This is a genomic window from Devosia sp. ZB163 (genome assembly GCF_028613635.1).
Lineage (GTDB): Bacteria > Pseudomonadota > Alphaproteobacteria > Rhizobiales > Devosiaceae > Devosia_A.
On sequence record NZ_JAQRMY010000001.1, the window covers coordinates 445,074 to 461,225 of the forward strand.

At 66.6% G+C, this 16,152-nt stretch carries 15 protein-coding genes; 12 read left to right on the top strand and 3 right to left on the bottom strand.

Annotation, left to right across the window (positions count from 1 at the left end; genetic code table 11):
• The first annotated feature begins 104 nt into the window (after nt 1–104).
• From rph to PRN20_RS02240, 6 genes are all read left to right on the top strand, one after another.
• On the top strand, nt 105–818 hold the full coding sequence (gene rph, locus PRN20_RS02215; RefSeq protein WP_273955417.1) for a ribonuclease PH: 714 nt from the start codon (nt 105–107) through the stop codon (nt 816–818).
• Nucleotides 818–1,480 (top strand): non-canonical purine NTP pyrophosphatase, encoded by a 663-nt coding sequence (locus tag PRN20_RS02220; RefSeq protein ID WP_273955418.1) that lies wholly within the window; start codon nt 818–820, stop codon nt 1,478–1,480. Before rph ends, PRN20_RS02220 begins: the two co-directional genes overlap by 1 nt.
• Nucleotides 1,470–2,660 carry a radical SAM family heme chaperone HemW gene (gene hemW, locus PRN20_RS02225; protein WP_273955419.1) on the top strand — a complete coding sequence of 397 codons (1,191 nt, stop codon included), beginning with the start codon at nt 1,470–1,472 and terminating at the stop codon, nt 2,658–2,660. The genes PRN20_RS02220 and hemW overlap by 11 nt, the downstream gene beginning before the upstream one ends.
• Before the next feature lie 96 nt (nt 2,661–2,756).
• Nucleotides 2,757–4,616, top strand: a complete 1,860-nt coding sequence (locus PRN20_RS02230; protein WP_273955420.1) for an adenine deaminase — start codon at nt 2,757–2,759, stop codon at nt 4,614–4,616.
• A complete protein-coding gene (gene guaD, locus PRN20_RS02235; RefSeq protein ID WP_273955421.1) occupies nt 4,613–5,959 on the top strand; it encodes a guanine deaminase in 1,347 nt (448 codons plus the stop codon). Before PRN20_RS02230 ends, guaD begins: the two co-directional genes overlap by 4 nt.
• Nucleotides 5,960–5,990: 31 nt before the next feature.
• Nucleotides 5,991–6,560, top strand: coding sequence for a nucleoside 2-deoxyribosyltransferase (locus tag PRN20_RS02240; RefSeq protein ID WP_273955422.1), 570 nt, complete (start codon nt 5,991–5,993; stop codon nt 6,558–6,560).
• Here the strand turns inward: PRN20_RS02240 and PRN20_RS02245 are convergent.
• Complete coding sequence (locus tag PRN20_RS02245; protein ID WP_273955423.1) at nt 6,557–7,606, bottom strand: serine hydrolase domain-containing protein; 1,050 nt, start codon at nt 7,604–7,606, stop codon at nt 6,557–6,559. The two genes, PRN20_RS02240 and PRN20_RS02245, sit on opposite strands and share 4 nt — an antisense overlap.
• A 112-nt stretch (nt 7,607–7,718) precedes the next feature.
• Between PRN20_RS02245 and lnt the strand changes: the two genes are divergently transcribed.
• The 4 genes from lnt (at nt 7,719) to PRN20_RS02265 (ending at nt 12,359) form a co-directional block, all read left to right on the top strand.
• Entirely contained in the window at nt 7,719–9,332 is a 1,614-nt protein-coding gene (gene lnt / locus PRN20_RS02250) for an apolipoprotein N-acyltransferase (RefSeq protein ID WP_273955424.1), read from the top strand.
• A 132-nt stretch (nt 9,333–9,464) separates the two neighbouring features.
• The gene (gene metK / locus PRN20_RS02255; RefSeq protein ID WP_273955425.1) at nt 9,465–10,727 is read left to right on the top strand and encodes a methionine adenosyltransferase; all 1,263 of its coding nucleotides are present in this window, start codon (nt 9,465–9,467) and stop codon (nt 10,725–10,727) included.
• Nucleotides 10,728–10,845: 118 nt separating this feature from the next.
• A complete protein-coding gene (gene trmB, locus PRN20_RS02260) occupies nt 10,846–11,556 on the top strand; it encodes a tRNA (guanosine(46)-N7)-methyltransferase TrmB (RefSeq protein ID WP_273955426.1) in 711 nt (236 codons plus the stop codon).
• 398 nt (nt 11,557–11,954) lie between these two features.
• Nucleotides 11,955–12,359 carry a winged helix-turn-helix transcriptional regulator gene (locus PRN20_RS02265; RefSeq protein ID WP_273955427.1) on the top strand — a complete coding sequence of 135 codons (405 nt, stop codon included), beginning with the start codon at nt 11,955–11,957 and terminating at the stop codon, nt 12,357–12,359.
• Between the two features lie 49 nt (nt 12,360–12,408).
• Here PRN20_RS02265 and PRN20_RS02270 read toward each other — a convergent pair whose 3' ends face one another.
• On the bottom strand, nt 12,409–12,750 hold the full coding sequence (locus tag PRN20_RS02270; RefSeq protein WP_273955428.1) for a hypothetical protein: 342 nt from the start codon (nt 12,748–12,750) through the stop codon (nt 12,409–12,411).
• A 282-nt stretch (nt 12,751–13,032) separates the two neighbouring features.
• Here PRN20_RS02270 and PRN20_RS02275 point away from each other — a divergent pair, with 282 nt between their 5' ends.
• Nucleotides 13,033–13,701 carry an FAD-binding oxidoreductase gene (locus PRN20_RS02275; protein WP_273955429.1) on the top strand — a complete coding sequence of 223 codons (669 nt, stop codon included), beginning with the start codon at nt 13,033–13,035 and terminating at the stop codon, nt 13,699–13,701.
• A 6-nt stretch (nt 13,702–13,707) separates the two neighbouring features.
• Here the strand turns inward: PRN20_RS02275 and PRN20_RS02280 are convergent, their stop codons facing one another.
• Nucleotides 13,708–14,697 carry a potassium channel beta subunit family protein gene (locus PRN20_RS02280; protein WP_273956761.1) on the bottom strand — a complete coding sequence of 330 codons (990 nt, stop codon included), beginning with the start codon at nt 14,695–14,697 and terminating at the stop codon, nt 13,708–13,710.
• A 313-nt stretch (nt 14,698–15,010) separates the two neighbouring features.
• Here PRN20_RS02280 and PRN20_RS02285 point away from each other — a divergent pair, with 313 nt between their 5' ends.
• Nucleotides 15,011–16,072 carry a ketopantoate reductase family protein gene (locus PRN20_RS02285; RefSeq protein WP_273955430.1) on the top strand — a complete coding sequence of 354 codons (1,062 nt, stop codon included), beginning with the start codon at nt 15,011–15,013 and terminating at the stop codon, nt 16,070–16,072.
• Nucleotides 16,073–16,152 lie beyond the last annotated feature (80 nt).

Sequence of the window (16,152 nt, forward strand, 5' to 3'; positions counted from 1 at the left end):
ATTTAGGCCGAAAGCGGTGTGACGCCAAGCCGGGCTGCCTTGTTCCCGACCCCAGCGAGGGTTAAGAGGCGGTTAACAAGAACCAAGAACGGTGATTTGAGCCTATGCGCCCTTCCGGACGCCAGCCAGACCAGATGCGGGCAGTGACGCTCGAGCGCAACGTGTCCCCCAAGGCCGAAGGCAGCTGCCTCGTCAGCTTCGGCGGCACGCGCGTCTACGTGACGGCCTCTGTCGAGACGAGCCTGCCCTCGTGGCGGCGCGGCTCGGGGCTGGGCTGGGTCACGGCCGAGTACGGCATGCTGCCGCGCGCCACCGACACGCGCACCCGGCGCGAGGCCGCGGCCGGCAAGCAGTCCGGCCGGACGCAGGAGATCCAGCGCCTGATCGGCCGGTCCCTGCGCGCCGTGGTCGACATGGCGGCGCTGGGCGAGAACCAGATCACCCTCGATTGCGATGTGCTCGAGGCCGACGGCGGCACCCGCACTGCCTCGATCACCGGCGCCTATGTCGCGATGGCTGACGCAATCTCCTGGCTCAAGGAGCGCGGCCTGACCAAGGGCGAGCCGCTGCGCGATTCCGTCGCCGCCATCTCCTGTGGCATCTATCGCGGCACCCCGGTGCTCGACCTCGACTATCTCGAGGACGTCGAGGCGCACACCGACGCCAACTTCGTGCTGACCGGTTCGGGCAAGTTCGTCGAGATCCAGGGTACGGCCGAGCAGGAGCCCTTCAGCCGGGCGGAGCTCGACCATCTCATGGAGCTTGCCGAGAAGGGTATTTCCGAGCTTACCATCATCCAGAAGGCGGCACTCTCCTGATGGCAGACAAGCTCACATTGCGGCGTGGCGACCGGCTCGTGCTGGCGACCCACAATGCGGGCAAGCTCAAGGAGTTCAAGGAGCTGCTCGACGGCTTCGGGCTCGACATCGTCTCGGCCGGCGAGCTCGGACTGCCCGAGCCCGACGAGACCGGCACCACGTTCATCGATAACGCCCGCATCAAGGCCCATGCCGCGGCCGTGGCTGCCGGCTGCATCGCGCTGGCCGACGATTCCGGCCTTGCAGTGGACGCGCTCGACGGCAAGCCGGGCGTCTACACCGCCAACTGGGCCGAAACCGCCAGTGGCCGCGACTTTTCGGTCGGCATGCGCCGCGTCGAGGATGCCCTGCAGGCCGCTGGCGCGCAGGGTCCGTCCGATCGCAGCGGCTCGTTCAACGCGACGCTCTGCCTCGCGCATCCCGACGGGCGCGACCAGCTCTATGTCGGCAAGATCGACGGCACGATCGTCTGGCCGCCGCGCGGCGTGCTCGGCCACGGCTTCGATCCGGTCTTCATGCCGAAAGGCTACGACATCACCTTTGGCGAGATGGCGCCCGAGGTGAAGCACTCCTGGGCTCCTGGCGAGGTCGGCCTTTCGCACCGCGCCAAGGCCTTCTCCAAGTTCGTCGACGATGTACTGGGAGGCGGCGTTGAGCACTGAGACCCTTGGCCACAATTCGGTCGATCCGCGCTCGAACGGGCTGTTCGGCGTTTATGTCCACTGGCCCTTCTGCGCGGCCAAGTGCCCCTATTGCGACTTCAACTCGCACGTCCATCGCGGTGAGTTCGACGAGCCCGCCTATGTCGAGGCCTACTCCCGCGAGCTCGCGCATTTCGCGCGCCAGACCGAGGGCCGCGTCGTCCAGTCGATCTTCTTCGGCGGCGGTACGCCCTCGCTGATGGATCCGCGCTCGGTTGCGGGCATCATCGATGCCATCGCCCAGCACTGGACCATCGATCCCAAGGCCGAGATCACGCTCGAGGCCAACCCGACCTCGGTCGAGGCCAACCGCTTCCGCGGTTACCGCAGCGCCGGCGTCAACCGCGTGTCGCTCGGCGTGCAGTCGTTGCGTGAGGGGCCGCTCGCCGAACTCGGCCGCCGCCACACGGTGGACGAGGCCATTGCCGCGGTGCGGCTGGCGCAGTCGATCTTCCCGCGCTCGAGCTTCGATCTCATCTACACGCGGCCCAAGCAGACCCTTGCGGACTGGGAAGACGAGCTGACCGATGCGCTGTGGCTGGCCGAGCCCGGCCACCTGTCGCTTTACCAGCTCACCATCGAGATGGGCACGCGCTACTACGACCTGTTCAAGGCCGGCAAGCTCAAGATGCCCGACGAGGACACGAGTGCCGATTTCTACGAGCTGACGCAGGAGCTGACCCAGAAGGCGGGCCTGCCCGCCTACGAGATCTCCAACCACGCGCGCCCCGGCCAGGAGAGCCGCCACAACCTCATCTACTGGCGCTACGGGGAGTATGTCGGCGTCGGCCCGGGAGCTCACGGCCGGTTGCTCATCAACAACCAGCGCCACGCCACCGCCACCGAGAAGATGCCGTTCGACTGGCACAAGAAGGTGCTGGCCCGTGGCCACGGCCTCGTCACCGACGACATCCTCACCTGGGAGGAGGAGGGCGACGAGATGCTGGTGATGGGCCTGCGCCTCCGCGAAGGCATCGACCCGCGCCGCTTCCACCGCATCGCCGGCCGCGCCATCTCCGATCGCCAGATCGCCGAACTCAAGGCCATCGGCTTCGTCGAAACCCTGCCCAACGGCTTCATCCGCGTCACCGACAAGGGATGGCCGGTACTGGACGCGGTGGTCGCGGACCTCGCGGCCTAAACCATCGCATCTGAAAGCCTGTCCCTCTTCAGGCGCATTGCGCTCCGCGTCGTAAACCGCTTTACTAAAGCCGTTGCCACCCGGAAAACAGCGTCAATGAATGTCCCCGACGATTTGATCCTCAGCCCCGAGGATGAGGTGGCTGTGCGCCAGCATCTGACCCTCGTGGCGCTGGCCAGGCGCCCCGCGGATCTGGTCATCGAGGTCGGCCGCCTGCTTGCCGTACACTCCCGCCATTGGCTCGAGGATCAGGAGATCGTCGTCTCCGGCCGCCGCATCGCCTATGTCGGCCCGCGCGGCAGCTACCGCGGCGAGGTCAAGGCGCGGGTGAGCTATCCGAACCTCAGCGCCGTTCCCGGCTTCGGCGAAGTGCACAAGCACATCGAATCGACCCACATCACGCCAGAGTTCGAGGCGGCGCTGGTCATTCCGCGCGGCAACACCTGGACCTGCGAGGCGAGCCATGAGTTCGCCAACGTCAATGGCCCCAGGAACCAGGAATTCTGGCAGAAGGCGCGCGGGCTCGGCTCGCCGCTGAAGATCTTCATCCAGCCCGGCTCGGCCGTCCCGCCCAGCGCCTGGGAGGAATCGGGCGGCTATTACGGCTACGAGGAGCAGGCGGGCTTTCTCGAGCACGACATGGGCACGGTCAGCCTCGACGAGGTGATGGACTGGCCCGCCGTCTGGGACCCGCAGAACCCCGGCTACATGCGCATGTGGGGCATGATCGGCGCTACCATGGAGAAGCGCGGCGTCGTCGAGGGGCACGGCTCGGGCCTGATCGACCCGCATGATCTCTCCGCCTTCGCCGCCGCCGGCATCTCCTCCGACCATGAGGTCTGGGCCTTCAAGGAGGCCTGGGAGCGGCTGAGCCACGGCATCTTCACCGAGCTCCGGCCGTTCTCCTATGACGTCATAATGCCCCAGCTGATCGAGCAGTTGGACGATTGGCAGAACGTCGCCTTCACCACCGACGACCGCTCGGCCACCGAGACGCTGGAAAAGGGTGCGTCCGACTACAACGTGCGGCTCGCCATCGAGTATGGCCTGAAGCCGGAGATTGCGATCCAGTGCGCCACCATCAATCCGGCGCGCCACATGCGCATCGACCAGTGGGTCGGCTCGATCGCTCCGGGGCGCTATGCCGACATAGTATTGCTCGACGACGTCCAGACGCTGTCGATCCGGCATGTCTATGCCGATGGTCGGCTGATGTCGGACGGCAAGCGCTTCCTCGGCCCTGAGGAGCCCATCGAGTGGCCCGACTGGGCCCGAAAGACCATGAATATCGGGCGCACGCTCGAGGCGTCCGACTTCGCCATCAAGGCCGAGCCGGGCCGCGAGACCATGGAGGCGGCGGTGCTGCGGCCCTTCCACTGGAACGAGGACTTCTGGGTCCGGACCCTGCCGGTGGTCGATGGCGAGGTGCAGCGTGACACCGCCGACCAGATCACCAAATGGGCGCTGATCGACCGTTATCGCGGTGACGGGGCCGTGGCGACGATGTTCTGGATCGGCTGCGGACCAGTCGATGCGGATACCGCGCTCTGTTCCTCGGTCGCCCATGACAGCCACAATGTCTGGTGCGTGGGCTCGTCCGATGCCGCCATGGCCAAGGCGGTAAACCGGTTGCAGGAGATCGATGGCGGCTGGGTCCTCGTCCATCGCGGCGAGATCGTCGCCGAGATGCGCTTCGAGATCGGCGGGCTGATGACGGCCCGGCCGGCCGAGGCCTATGATGCCGACATGCAGGCCTTCTATCGCGCGGCCGCCGAGGTTCAATGGATGTACCTGCCGGGTGGCGACAATCTCTGGAAGCCCGGATTCCCCGAGCACCTGAAGTTCGCCACCCTCACCTGCTCGCCCTGGCGCTGGGTGCTGGTGGCGCCGAGCGAGGCTTGCCCGGAGGGCTTCGTCAACGTGCAGACCGGCGAGCAGCACAAGGTGGTGTGGTGACGGGCCTGCGCGGGCGGGCCCTGCGTGGCACCTTCGTCCATGCGCCCGTGCGCGGCGAGATCGAGGTGCTGGACGATGTCGTCGTCAGCCTCGACGCGGAGGGACGGATCGACCGTGTCGTTCCGGCTGCCGAGGGCGTGCCGGAGGGGACGGTCGAACTGCCGGCGGGCCAGCTTGTGCTCCCCGGGTTTGTCGACCTCCACGTCCACGCCCCGCAATACCCGCAGCTCGGGCTGGCCCTCGACGAGCCGCTCGAGGTCTGGCTGCAGAAATACACCTTCCCGCTCGAGGCGAGGTACGCCGACCTCGATTTCGCCCGCGAGGCCTATGGCACACTGGTGACGGACCTGCTCGCAGGCGGTACGACCACGGCGCTCTATTTCGCGACGGTCCACCGCGAGGCGACCGAGCTTCTGGCCGAGATCAGCCTCGCGCAAGGCCAGCGCGCCCTTGTCGGCAAGGTGGTGATGGACCTCGCCGAGAGCTGCCCGGACTACTATCGCGATGCCACGCCGCAAGCGGCGATCGATGATACTCGGGCTGTGATCGACCATATCCGGGCGCTGCCCGGCAACGACCGCGTGCTGCCGGTCATCACGCCGCGCTTCATTCCGTCCTGCACGGACGAGGCGTTGACGGGGCTCGGCCAGCTGGCTGCCGAATGCGGCTGTCACGTGCAGACACACTGCTCGGAAAGCGACTGGGCGCACGGTTATGCGCTCGAGCGCTTCGGGCGCACCGATACCGACGCGCTCAGGCAGTTCGGGCTCCTGACCAGAAAGACCGTGCTCGCCCATTCGGTCTTTCTCACCGATGCCGACATGGATGAGGTGCGCGCCGCGGGCGCCGGTGTTGCGCACTGCGCGCTCTCCAACATGTATTTCGGCAATGCGGTCTTCCCGCTGCGCAAGGCGCTCGACAAGGGCCTCCATGTCGGACTCGGCACCGATATCTCCGGCGGACCTTCGGCCTCGATGCTCGAGGCCTGCCGCACCACGGTCGCCGCCTCGCGCGTGCTGGACGATGGCGTGGATGCGGAACGCCCTGCAGGCGAGCGCGGTCGCCCGGGTTCGCGGGTCGACATGCTGACGGCATTCCACCTCGCCACGGCGGGTGGTGGGGTGGCGCTGGATCTCGACATCGGTCTTTTCCGGCCCGGCTACCATTTCGATGCGCTTATTGTAGACCCCGCGGCAGCGGCGGGGACCGTCCGCCTGTTCGGCGCGCAACCGGTTGAGAGGATTGAGCAAATTCTCTACACCGCGAGCCGGGCCAACCTTGCTGCGGTCTATGTCGGCGGCGATCTGGTCAGCGGCGCTGACAGATCCGGCGCCTATTCCTGAACCATCCATTACCCGTTTCTGAACGAGCAAAATGCCTAAATCCGTCTATCTCGCCGGCCCCGAGGTCTTCCTGCCCAACGCGCGCGAAATCCTCGACCTCAAGATCGCGCTGACACGCGAGGCTGGCCTCGTTCCCGTGTCGCCCGGTGACCTCGAGCACCCCAAGACCGACAGCAAGTTCGAACTCGGCCTCGCCATCAGCCGGATCGACGAGCATCTGATGAACTCGGCCGACGCCATCATCGCCAACCTCACGCCGTTCCGCGGCATTGCCGCCGATACCGGCACCTGCTTCGAGCTCGGCTATGTCTGCGCGCAGGGCAAGCCCGCCTTCGCCTACACCAATGTGAAGGCCGACCACGGCGAGCGCACCCGCAGCCACTTCAACGGCGAGTGGTACGCCGACGCCGCGGGCCTGCCGCGCGGGCCTGATCATATCCTCATCGAGGACCTCGGCTTCATCGACAACCTGATGCTGCACGGCGGCGTCGTGAACCGCGGCGGCGAGGTGGTGGTCGGCGATGCCCCGGTGGGGGCCGAACTCACCGACATGACCGCCTTCAGGCGCATCCTCGCCATCGCCGCGGCAAAGCTGGGCTAGGCCCGCTCGAGGTTCCCCAGCACGATCTCGCGCCAGATGCGGGCCGGGGTGACCCAGCGCTCGAACAGGTTGTAGTCGCCGGCATAGATGACGCAGGCGACACCGGCTTCAGGCGCGAGCCACAGGCGCTGGCCGCCATTGCCGAACGCCCCGACCCAGCGCAGCGGCGTGTCGGAGCCGGGCGCCGGGGCCTCGTGCATGTACCACAGCCGCCCGTAGCCGAGGCCGTCGGGAAGGGTGATGGCAGGGGTCCATGATCCTTCGATCCAGGCCTCGGGCACGACCTGCCGGCCTTCGTGGCGGCCGCCATCGACCAGCATGGCGCCGATCCGGAGCAGGTCTGGAGCGCGAAGGCGCAGGCCGGAGGCCGGCGAGGCGACGCCATCGCTGCCGGCCATCCAGTAGAAATCGGTGATGCCGAGCGGCGCGAACAGCGCCTCGCGGGCGAACTCGGCTATCGGCTTGCCGGTGCCGCGCTCGATGAGCGCACCGATCAGGGCCACCGCCCCGCCCGAGTAGATCCAGGTCTTGCCGGGCTCCTCGACGATGGGCCGGTCGAGGACGAACCGGTAGCGATCCGGCGCCATTTCCATGGCGATCTCGGAATTGGTCGGGTCGGTGTAGGGTTTGTTCTCGTCCCACTCCATGCCCATGGTCATGTTGAGCGTATGCCCGACGGTCACCTTGCGGCGCTCCGGATCGGCGACGAGGTCCGGGTATTCGGGGAAGGCGTCGATCACCGGCGCGTCAATCGGCGGTACGAGGCCGCGTTCAAGCGCAATGCCGTAAAGGAGGCCGACGACGCTCTTGGTCACCGAGCGCAGGTCGTGCAGCACCTCCGGCCCGAACTCCACCCGGCCCAGCGAATCGGCCCAGCTCTCGTCCTCGCCCTCGAAATACTGCTCCAGCACCAGCTTGCCGCCGCGGCTCACGAGCAGCGCGTGGATGGGCAGCAGCAGCCCCGATTCGAAGCCCGCGGCGAGCTTGCGCTCCAGATTGACGGCAAAGCCCGCCGCTTCGGGCGCCACCCGGTTCCAGTCCGTCATCGTCGAAATCCCCCTGTTGCGGCCGCCTGCCCGATCACACCGGGGCGATGCCGTCTTGACCCCACGCCTCTGCCTCGCGACCTTGCCATATGCCCTTTGATTCGAGCGCCGCATGACCTGGCTCGCCGAGACCGTGATGCTGAGCCATGGCTGGCGGCGTTTCTTGATCCTGGTTGCGGCCGGTGCTGTTGCCGCGGCTTCCGTGCCGCCTTTCTTCCTGTTGCCGGCGCTCTTTCTCGCCCTGCCGGTCTGGGTCTGGGCCCTCGACGGCGCCGAGCATCGGCGTGGCTGGCGCCGGCTGGTCGGACCGGCCTTCGCGATCGGCTTTGCCTTCGGGCTCGGCTATTTCACAGTGGCGCTCCACTGGCTGGGCGCCGCCTTCTTCGAGGAGGGCGGCCTCTATCTGCTGCTCATGCCCTTCGCCATCGTCGGGCTCGCCGCGATCCTCTCGGTCTTCTGGGGTCTGGGCAGCGCATTGGCCCACATGCTGTGGTCGGGCGGGGCCTTCCGCATCGTCACGCTGGCGAGCTTCCTGGCGCTGGCCGAATGGGGCCGTGGGCACCTCTTCACCGGCTTCCCGTTCGACCTGCTCGGCTACGCGCTCACCGCCAATGACGAGATGCTGCAGCTCGCCTCGGTGATCGGCAGCTATGGCCTTACCTTCCTCGCCGCGCTCATCGCCATGACGCCGGCGCTGATCTGGCCGGCCGACCAGCGCGGACTGGTGCGCCGGCTGCTGCCGTTCTTCCTCGCCGTTGCCGTGATCGCCGGGCAGGTCGCCTATGGCAACTGGCGGCTCACCACCACGACGCTCACGGCGCGCACCGACATGAAGGTGCGCATGGTGCAGCCGATGATCCTCGAGCATGCCGACTGGGCGGTCGCCAATCCGGATACGATCATCAACCAGCTGATCAGCCTGTCCGAGAGCCGGCTGACGCCATCCGACCCCGGGCTGAGCGCCATCACCCACCTGGTGTGGCCGGAATCGGTGTTCCCGTTCTTTCTGACCAATTATCCCGACGGCATCGCGCGTATCGCCCGCATGCTGCCCGACACGACCCTGCTGCTCACCGGAGCGCCGCGCGAGCCGCTTGGCGACGACGGCCTGCCGATCCCGGACAACCCGGGCTACAACTCGATCCTCGCCATCGACACCAATGGCGAGGTGGTCGCGAGCTACGACAAGTCGCACCTCGTGCCGTTCGGGGAGTACCTGCCGTTCCAGAGCTTCTGGCGCCTGTTCGGCATCAACCAGTTCGTGCCCGGCACCAATGGCTGGGCCGCTGGCGACGGGCGCCGGCTGATGGCCCCGCCGGGCACGCCGCCTTTCCTCGCGCTGGTCTGCTACGAGGCGGTATTCCCCGGTGATATCGGCGACCCCGCCGAGGCGCAGTTCATCCTCAATGTCACCAATGATGCCTGGTTCATGGGTTCGATCGGACCGGCGCAGCACGCGCACCATGCGCGGATGCGGGCGGTCGAGACCGGCCTGCCGATGCTGCGCGCCGCCAATACCGGCGTGACGCTGAGCGTCGATCCGCTCGGCCGGGTGGTCGCGCAGCTGGCCGAGGGGCAGGTCGGGGTGCTCGACGTCGTGCCCGCCGAGCCCATTGCCGGCGGCACGCTGTTCAACCGGCTCGGCGACCTGCCGTTCTGGATTGCCGTCGGCCTTGGCATTCTCGGCTCGCTCATCGCCGCGCGGCGCCCCCGCCGCATAGCATGAATATTCCACGCCGGCCTTGCATCAAGACATAAAGCTACCTTTATATCCCTTGACCGCGTGCGGCCTGAGTGGCAAAACACGCCCCAACTATGCGATTTTCGCGTATTTGGACCATTTTTCGGGGGTTTCGCCTTGGCTCGGTCGTCCTACCTGTTCACGTCGGAGTCGGTTTCGGAGGGTCACCCCGACAAGGTCTGCGACCGGATCTCCGACGAGATCGTCGACCTCGTGTTCCGCGAGGCGAAGAAAACCGGCATGGATCCGGCCCAGGTCCGCATCGCCTGCGAAACGCTTGCCACCACCAACCGCGTCATCATCGCCGGCGAAGTGCGCGTCCCCGCGACGCTGCTGAAGAAGGGCAAGGACGGCAATATCCTGCTCGATGCCGCCGGCCATCCGGTGGTCAATCCGGCCAAGTTCAAGTCGACCGCCCGCAAGGCCATCAAGGCCATCGGCTACGAGCAGTCGGGCTTCCACTGGAAGACCTGCAGGATCGACGTGCTGCTGCACGGCCAGTCGGCCGACATCGCGCAGGGCGTCGACGAGACGGGCAACAAGGACGTCGGTGCCGGCGACCAGGGCATCATGTTCGGCTATGCCAGCCGCGAGACCCCGGAACTGCTTCCGGCCCCGATCTACTACGCCCACAAGATCCTCGAGACCCTGACCTATGCGCGCAAGAACGGCGATGCCAATGCGCGCAAGCTCGGCCCCGACGCCAAGAGCCAGGTGACGGTGAAGTACGAGAACGGCCAGCCCGTCGGCGTCACCCAGATCGTCGTTTCGACCCAGCATCTCGACGAGAGCCTCACGTCCGAGGACGTCCGCTCGATCATCGAGCCCTACGTGCGCTCGGCGCTGCCCGAGGGCTGGATCGACGCCGGCACCGTCTGGCACGTCAACCCGACCGGCAAGTTCGTCGTCGGCGGCCCTGACGGCGATGCCGGCCTCACCGGCCGCAAGATCATCGTCGACACCTATGGCGGCGCGGCCCCGCATGGCGGTGGCGCCTTCTCGGGCAAGGATCCGACCAAGGTCGACCGCTCGGCCGCCTATGCGGCGCGCTACCTCGCCAAGAACGTCGTCGCCGCCGGCCTCGCCGACCGCGCCACGATCCAGCTGAGCTACGCCATCGGGGTGGCGAAGCCCCTCTCGATCTATGTCGACCTCCACGGCACCGGCAAGGTCGCCGAGGACAAGCTCGAGACGGTGCTGAGCGAGGTGTTCGACCTCTCGCCGCGCGGCATCCGCACCCAGCTCGACCTCAACAAGCCGATCTACGCCAAGACCTCGGCCTACGGCCATTTCGGCCGCAAGCCCGGCCGCGACGGCTCGTTCAGCTGGGAAAAGACCGACCTGGTCCCGGCGCTCAAGGCGGCGGTCAAGGCGGCGTAGCGTCCCCAACTCATTGGATGTCATCCCCGCGAAAGCGGGGACCGATCCTTCCACAAGTGCCGGCCTCGAAATGGATCCCTGCTTCCGCAGGGATGGCGTCGTGGTGTAGGTGAGCCGCATGACCTCCAAGCCCCATCACCCCCTGAACGTCTCCGGCGAGCCGCGCGCCTTTTTCGGGCGCCGCTCGGGCAAGCGCCTGCACAAGGGGCAGGATCGGCTGTTCAAGGAACTGCTGCCTGAACTCTCGATCACGCTGGGCGAGGAGACGCTCGACCCGGCCGAACTGTTCCCCGCGAGCACCAGCCGCATCATCGAGATCGGCTATGGCGGCGGCGAGCATCTCGCCCGCCAGGCGCGCCAGAACCCGGAGACCGGCTTTATCGGCTGCGAAGTCTTCTCCGGCGGCATCGCCAAGCTTGTGCAGCAGATCGACGAGGAGGGGCTCGACAACGTCCGGCTCTATACCGACGATGCGCTGAAGCTGTTGCAGAAGCTCCCCGACGCTTCGCTCGACGGCGCCTACCTGCTCTATCCCGACCCATGGCCCAAGACTCGCCACCACAAGCGGCGCTTCATCTCGCCGATGACGCTGGGCGAGCTCGCGCGCACGCTGAAGCCGGGCGCCACCTTCCGCTTCGCGTCCGATATCGAGGATTATGCGAACTGGACGCTGGCGCATGTCCTCCGCTCGCCCGACTTCCGCTTCGCGCCGGAGCAGCCGGGCATCTGGCACGAGCCCTATGCCGGGTGGGAACCGACCCGCTACGAGGAAAAGGCCCGCGCCGAGGGCCGGCACATCAGCTTCTACCTGAGCTTCACGCGGCTCTGACGGTGCGGTTGTGCTGGCGCGTACGCCAGGCAGCAGGCTGTGGGCGCGGCGGTGGGCAGCGACGGGGGTGGTTGCCCTGATGCACGCGTCACGCGCCGGCTGTCATCCCTGCGAAAGCAGGGACCCATGTCTCCGCTGGCGCTGGCTGCGCGTTGGATCCCTGCCTTCGCAGGGATGACATCCCGAGGGTGGATGGGATCCTGTCGGGGAGGTTGAGGGTGGCCTCTGGAGGGGTCCGCTTGCTTTCGCGAGTTAACGCTACGTTAAGGCAACGGCTTCGGGAAAATACCTGCCGCCCTCTGGAAGAACGCGATTTGCGAACGATATCGGACGCTTGGGGAAGAGCTCGCGCCGTCCGTAAGGGCGGCCTCATCCGTCTATTCTGAGGAGTTGCCGCCATGCGGGAACAACGCCGGCCACCCATCGGCTACGAGGCCATCGAGGGCCTGCTGGCCACCCGCCAGAGCAAGTGGACCCTGGTCGTCGTCCTGCACCTGAGGCGCGAGACGATGCGGTTCTCCGAGCTGCAGCGCGACATCGGGGCCATCTCGCAGAAGGCCCTGACGCTGTCCCTGCGTGCGCTCGAGCGCGACGGGTTCGTCACCCGCACCAGCTACGCCACCATTCCGCCGCGCGTCGACTACGCCCTCACCGATCTCGGACATGAGGCGCTGAAGGCGTTCGAGGCGTTCGAGGCTTTCGCATCCCGGCATTGGCATCGGGTGCTGGAGGCGCGCACCCTGTTCGATGCCCGCGACGCGGAGCCGGTTGAACCGCAGGTGCGGGTTTCCGGCCTCCGCTAGTCTGGCTTAGCGAGCCGGCAGGCGATGCCCGCCGGCTCGGAGCGACCCGTCAGTCGAAGAAATTGTCGACGAGCAGCGAGTCCTTGCTCACCGGAGCGGTGCGCGCGCCGCTATCCACCTGCGTCATCACGCGGGTCTGCGAACCCGGAGCCTTCACCGGCTGCAGCGTGTCTTCATAGAAGTACTGGAACGCGGTCTTGCCGTCGGCGAGCTTCACTTCGGCACGGATCACGTTGTCAGAGTTCTCGTAGGCCGCGATGGCGGCGACGCCACGCTGCTGCAGCTGGGTGACGATGAAGTCGTCGTCGAAGCTCGAGTCCGACGCAAAGGCGGGAACCGAGAGGCCGCCGACAACGAGGAGAGCGACAAGGCCGAGGGGGGAGGTCTTCATTTTCATGTCCCTTTCGTTTCTGGACAACCGGGAGATCGGCCTTTCGACGTGTCTCCACAAGGACCAGAATCGACACTTCAGGGACTTGAAATTGGCGAGTTAGTGCAGAGACTTACAGTGAGGAGCGCCACTTTCAGATGAGATACCCACCCCCCTCCATGGGGGGTAGGTTGCCTCAACGAAACTGTAGGTCGGAGCAGGGCTTGCGTGCCATTTTCGGCTGCTGCACGCTGCAACCCGAAGGCTTTTCGCGCGTCTTTCGGGCACCGATGGAGGTGGGCCGTGCAGCAGAGTGTTAAGATTTTAGACATTTCGAAAGTCACGCACAATGTGCGGCGCTACGAGGTCGAAAAGCCCGAGGGCTTCCGTTTCGAGCCCGGGCAGGCGACCGAACTCTCGATCGACCGCAACGGCTGGCGCGAAAGGAAGAACCCTTTCACCTTCACCGCGCTGAACGACTGGGACCACCTGGAATTCACCATCAAGTCCTACTTCGACCATGACGGGGTGACGCGGCAGCTGTGGGAGCTCAACCCGGGCGACCGGCTGATCCTGCGCGATCCATGGGGCACCATCACCTACAGGGGGCCGGGTACGTTCATCGCCGGCGGGGCGGGCGTGACGCCGTTCATCGCGATCCTCCGCCAGCTCGAGAAGGACGGCAAGCTGGCCGGCCACCGCCTCATCGTCTCCAATCACCGCGCCGACGACATCATCCTGCGCGACGAGTTCGAGGCCATGGAGGGGCTCGAGGTGACCTGGACCCTGACCGACGATCCGAACGCGACGGGCGTCCTCCACGAGCGCATCGACGAGAACTTCCTCAAGCGCCACGTCCGCGACATCAGCCAGAACTTCTACCTCTGCGGCCCCGATCCGATGGTCAAGGAACTGCGCGGCACGCTCGAGGGCCTCGGCGCCAGCACCGAAGCCCTCACCTGGGAGAAGTAGGCCGGCTCAGTAGCGCTGCGGCGCCGCCGGCTTGTTGCCCATGATCTCCTCGATCCGGGCCAGCACGTCCGGGGTCAGCTTGGCCTTGTGCTTGAGCGCCTCGAGGTTGTCCTTGAGCTGGCTCAGCCGGCTCGCGCCGAGGATCACGGTCGACACGTTCGGGTTGGCGTTGCACCAGAGCAGCGCCAGGTGATGGATGGGCAGGCCGATCTCTTTGGCGAGCACGGCGAGTTTTCCGACCTTGGCCAACTCTTGCTTGCCCTGCTCGCTGTCGAGCCGCTTCTTCAGCCATTCGTAGCCGGGCAGGTTCATCCGTGAGTCGGCCGGGATGCCGTCATTGTACTTGCCGGTCAGGATGCCCGAGGCGAGCGGCGACCAGATGGTCGTGCCCAGCCCGAACAGGCTGTAGAGCGGCAGGAACTCGGCTTCGACCTTCTCGCGGCGGAACAGGTTGTATTCCGGCTGCTCCATGGTCGGCGGCGTCAGGTGCTCCTGGCGCGCGATAGCATAGGCCTCGGTGAGCTGCTGCGCGGTCCACTCCGAGGTGCCCCAGTAGAGCACCTTGCCCTGGGTGATGAGGTTGTGCATCGCCCGCACCGTCTCTTCGATCGGGGTATCGATGTCGGGGCGGTGGCAGAAATAGAGGTCGAGATAGTCGACCTGCAGGCGCTTCAGCGCCGCATGGGCCGCGTCGGTGACGTGCTTGGCGCTGAGCCCCTTCTGCGTCGGCTTCTCGCCGCCCCAGAAGACCTTGGAGGAGACGGCGTAGCTGTCGCGCCTCCAGTTCAGCGCCTTCAGCGCCTCGCCCATCACGACCTCGGCATTGCCGCTCTCGTAGCCCTCGGCATTGTCGAAGAAGTTGATGCCGTTGTCGTAGGCGTACCCCATGATCGAGGTCGCGTCGTCCTCGCCCACCTGCTTGCCGAAGGTGACCCAGGCGCCAAAGGAGAATTCGCTGACCTTGAGGCCAGCTTTGCCGAGACGGCGGTATTCCATGTCGATGTCCGTGGTTTGGGAGTCGGGGTACGCCATTCTATCGGCGCCTGCCGATGGAAGCAATGACGGTGGTATGGCAGTTAGTGAAGCATTGACTTAAGTCTCGCGCCGAAATAGCTTAAGCGCGCCCTTAAGTATCTGCGCAAGCGGAGCCGGGTGTCGTCGCTCACTGCTGCCGAGCGCCGACGGCGGCCGGCGGCGGCCTGAAGCGCTGGGCAGCGTAACGCCGTCGCCGGTTTCGCCCTTCGGCCGGGTTGATTGCCCGTCTCCGATCCCGCAAGGTCCCCCGACCCCGGGGTTCGTGGACCAGCGCATGCTCAGCATCCTCAATGCCATCCGTGGCGCCTTTGCCGCCCTGTTCAGCGAGCCCGAGGGCCTCGGCAGCGGTGCGCCGCCGGCGCCGCGCTTCATCGTCTTCGGCCTCGGCGCCGTCGGCGGCTCGCTCGCTGCGAGCCTTGCCCGGTCGGGCCACGAGGTCATCGGCATTGCCCGCGGCAGGATGCTGGACGCGACGAGGGCCGATGGCCTGCTCTTCCGCACGCCAGCCGGCGCGGAGCGCATCCGCTTCCCCGTCGTCGCCACCCCTGCCGAAATCCGCTTCCGGCCTGACGACATCATCCTGCTCACCATGAAATCGCAGGATACCGAGGCGGCGCTCCAGGCCCTGCGTGATGCCGGCGCGATCGAGCAGCCGATCTTGTGCGCCCAGAACGGCCTCAACAACGAGCGCCTGGCGCTGCGCTTCTTCCCCAATGTCTATGCCGTGACGGTGATGATCCCGGCCGACTACACCGTGCCCGGCGAGGTCAACTGCTTCGGCACGCCGCGCCACGGCATGTTCGACATCGGTCGCTACCCCGCGGGGCTCGACGACACCGTCCATCGCGTCGGCAAGGCCCTCGAGGCCGCCAACCATGCTGCCTACCCGATGGCCGATGTGATGCGCTCCAAATACGGCAAGCTGCTCGAGAACCTCGGCAATGTCGTCGAGGCGGCGCTCGGGCCCGGCAACGATCGCGCCGATATCATGGACGCCATCCGTGCCGAGGCCGAAGCGGTCTATCGCGCCGCCGGCATCACCGACTGGATCGAGATCGGGGGCGCCGATCCTCGCCGCGCCGGCGTCCTCTCGATGGGCGAGGTCGAGGGCGCGAGCCGTGTCGGCGGGTCCTCCACCCAGAGCCTCAGGCGCGGGGCAGGCAGCATCGAGACCGACTACCTCAATGGCGAGATCGTCCTCATGGGCCGCCTCCACGGCGTGCCCACCCCGCTCAATTCCACTCTCGTCGCGCTGGGCCATGAGCTGATCGCAAAAGGCGCTGAGCCCGGCAGCTACACTCCGGAAACCCTGAAGCAACGCCTCGGCCTAGCCTGAGCTTGCGCTTCAGCAGCTTCGGCGCTATATCAGCGCCAACAACATCTCTGGCTTTAAAGCGAGAGTGGGGTGCCGAACGG

Coding starts and splice junctions, on each gene's coding strand:
- PRN20_RS02270 (WP_273955428.1), bottom strand. CDS start 12,750: ATGAAGACCTCCCCCCTCGGCCTTGTCGCTCTCCTCGTTGTCGGCGGC.
- PRN20_RS02245 (WP_273955423.1), bottom strand. CDS start 7,606: ATGACGGACTGGAACCGGGTGGCGCCCGAAGCGGCGGGCTTTGCCGTC.
- lnt (WP_273955424.1), top strand. CDS start 7,719: ATGACCTGGCTCGCCGAGACCGTGATGCTGAGCCATGGCTGGCGGCGT.
- PRN20_RS02280 (WP_273956761.1), bottom strand. CDS start 14,697: ATGGAATACCGCCGTCTCGGCAAAGCTGGCCTCAAGGTCAGCGAATTC.
- PRN20_RS02265 (WP_273955427.1), top strand. CDS start 11,955: ATGCGGGAACAACGCCGGCCACCCATCGGCTACGAGGCCATCGAGGGC.
- rph (WP_273955417.1), top strand. CDS start 105: ATGCGCCCTTCCGGACGCCAGCCAGACCAGATGCGGGCAGTGACGCTC.
- PRN20_RS02220 (WP_273955418.1), top strand. CDS start 818: ATGGCAGACAAGCTCACATTGCGGCGTGGCGACCGGCTCGTGCTGGCG.
- trmB (WP_273955426.1), top strand. CDS start 10,846: ATGACCTCCAAGCCCCATCACCCCCTGAACGTCTCCGGCGAGCCGCGC.
- PRN20_RS02285 (WP_273955430.1), top strand. CDS start 15,011: ATGCTCAGCATCCTCAATGCCATCCGTGGCGCCTTTGCCGCCCTGTTC.
- PRN20_RS02230 (WP_273955420.1), top strand. CDS start 2,757: ATGAATGTCCCCGACGATTTGATCCTCAGCCCCGAGGATGAGGTGGCT.
- PRN20_RS02240 (WP_273955422.1), top strand. CDS start 5,991: ATGCCTAAATCCGTCTATCTCGCCGGCCCCGAGGTCTTCCTGCCCAAC.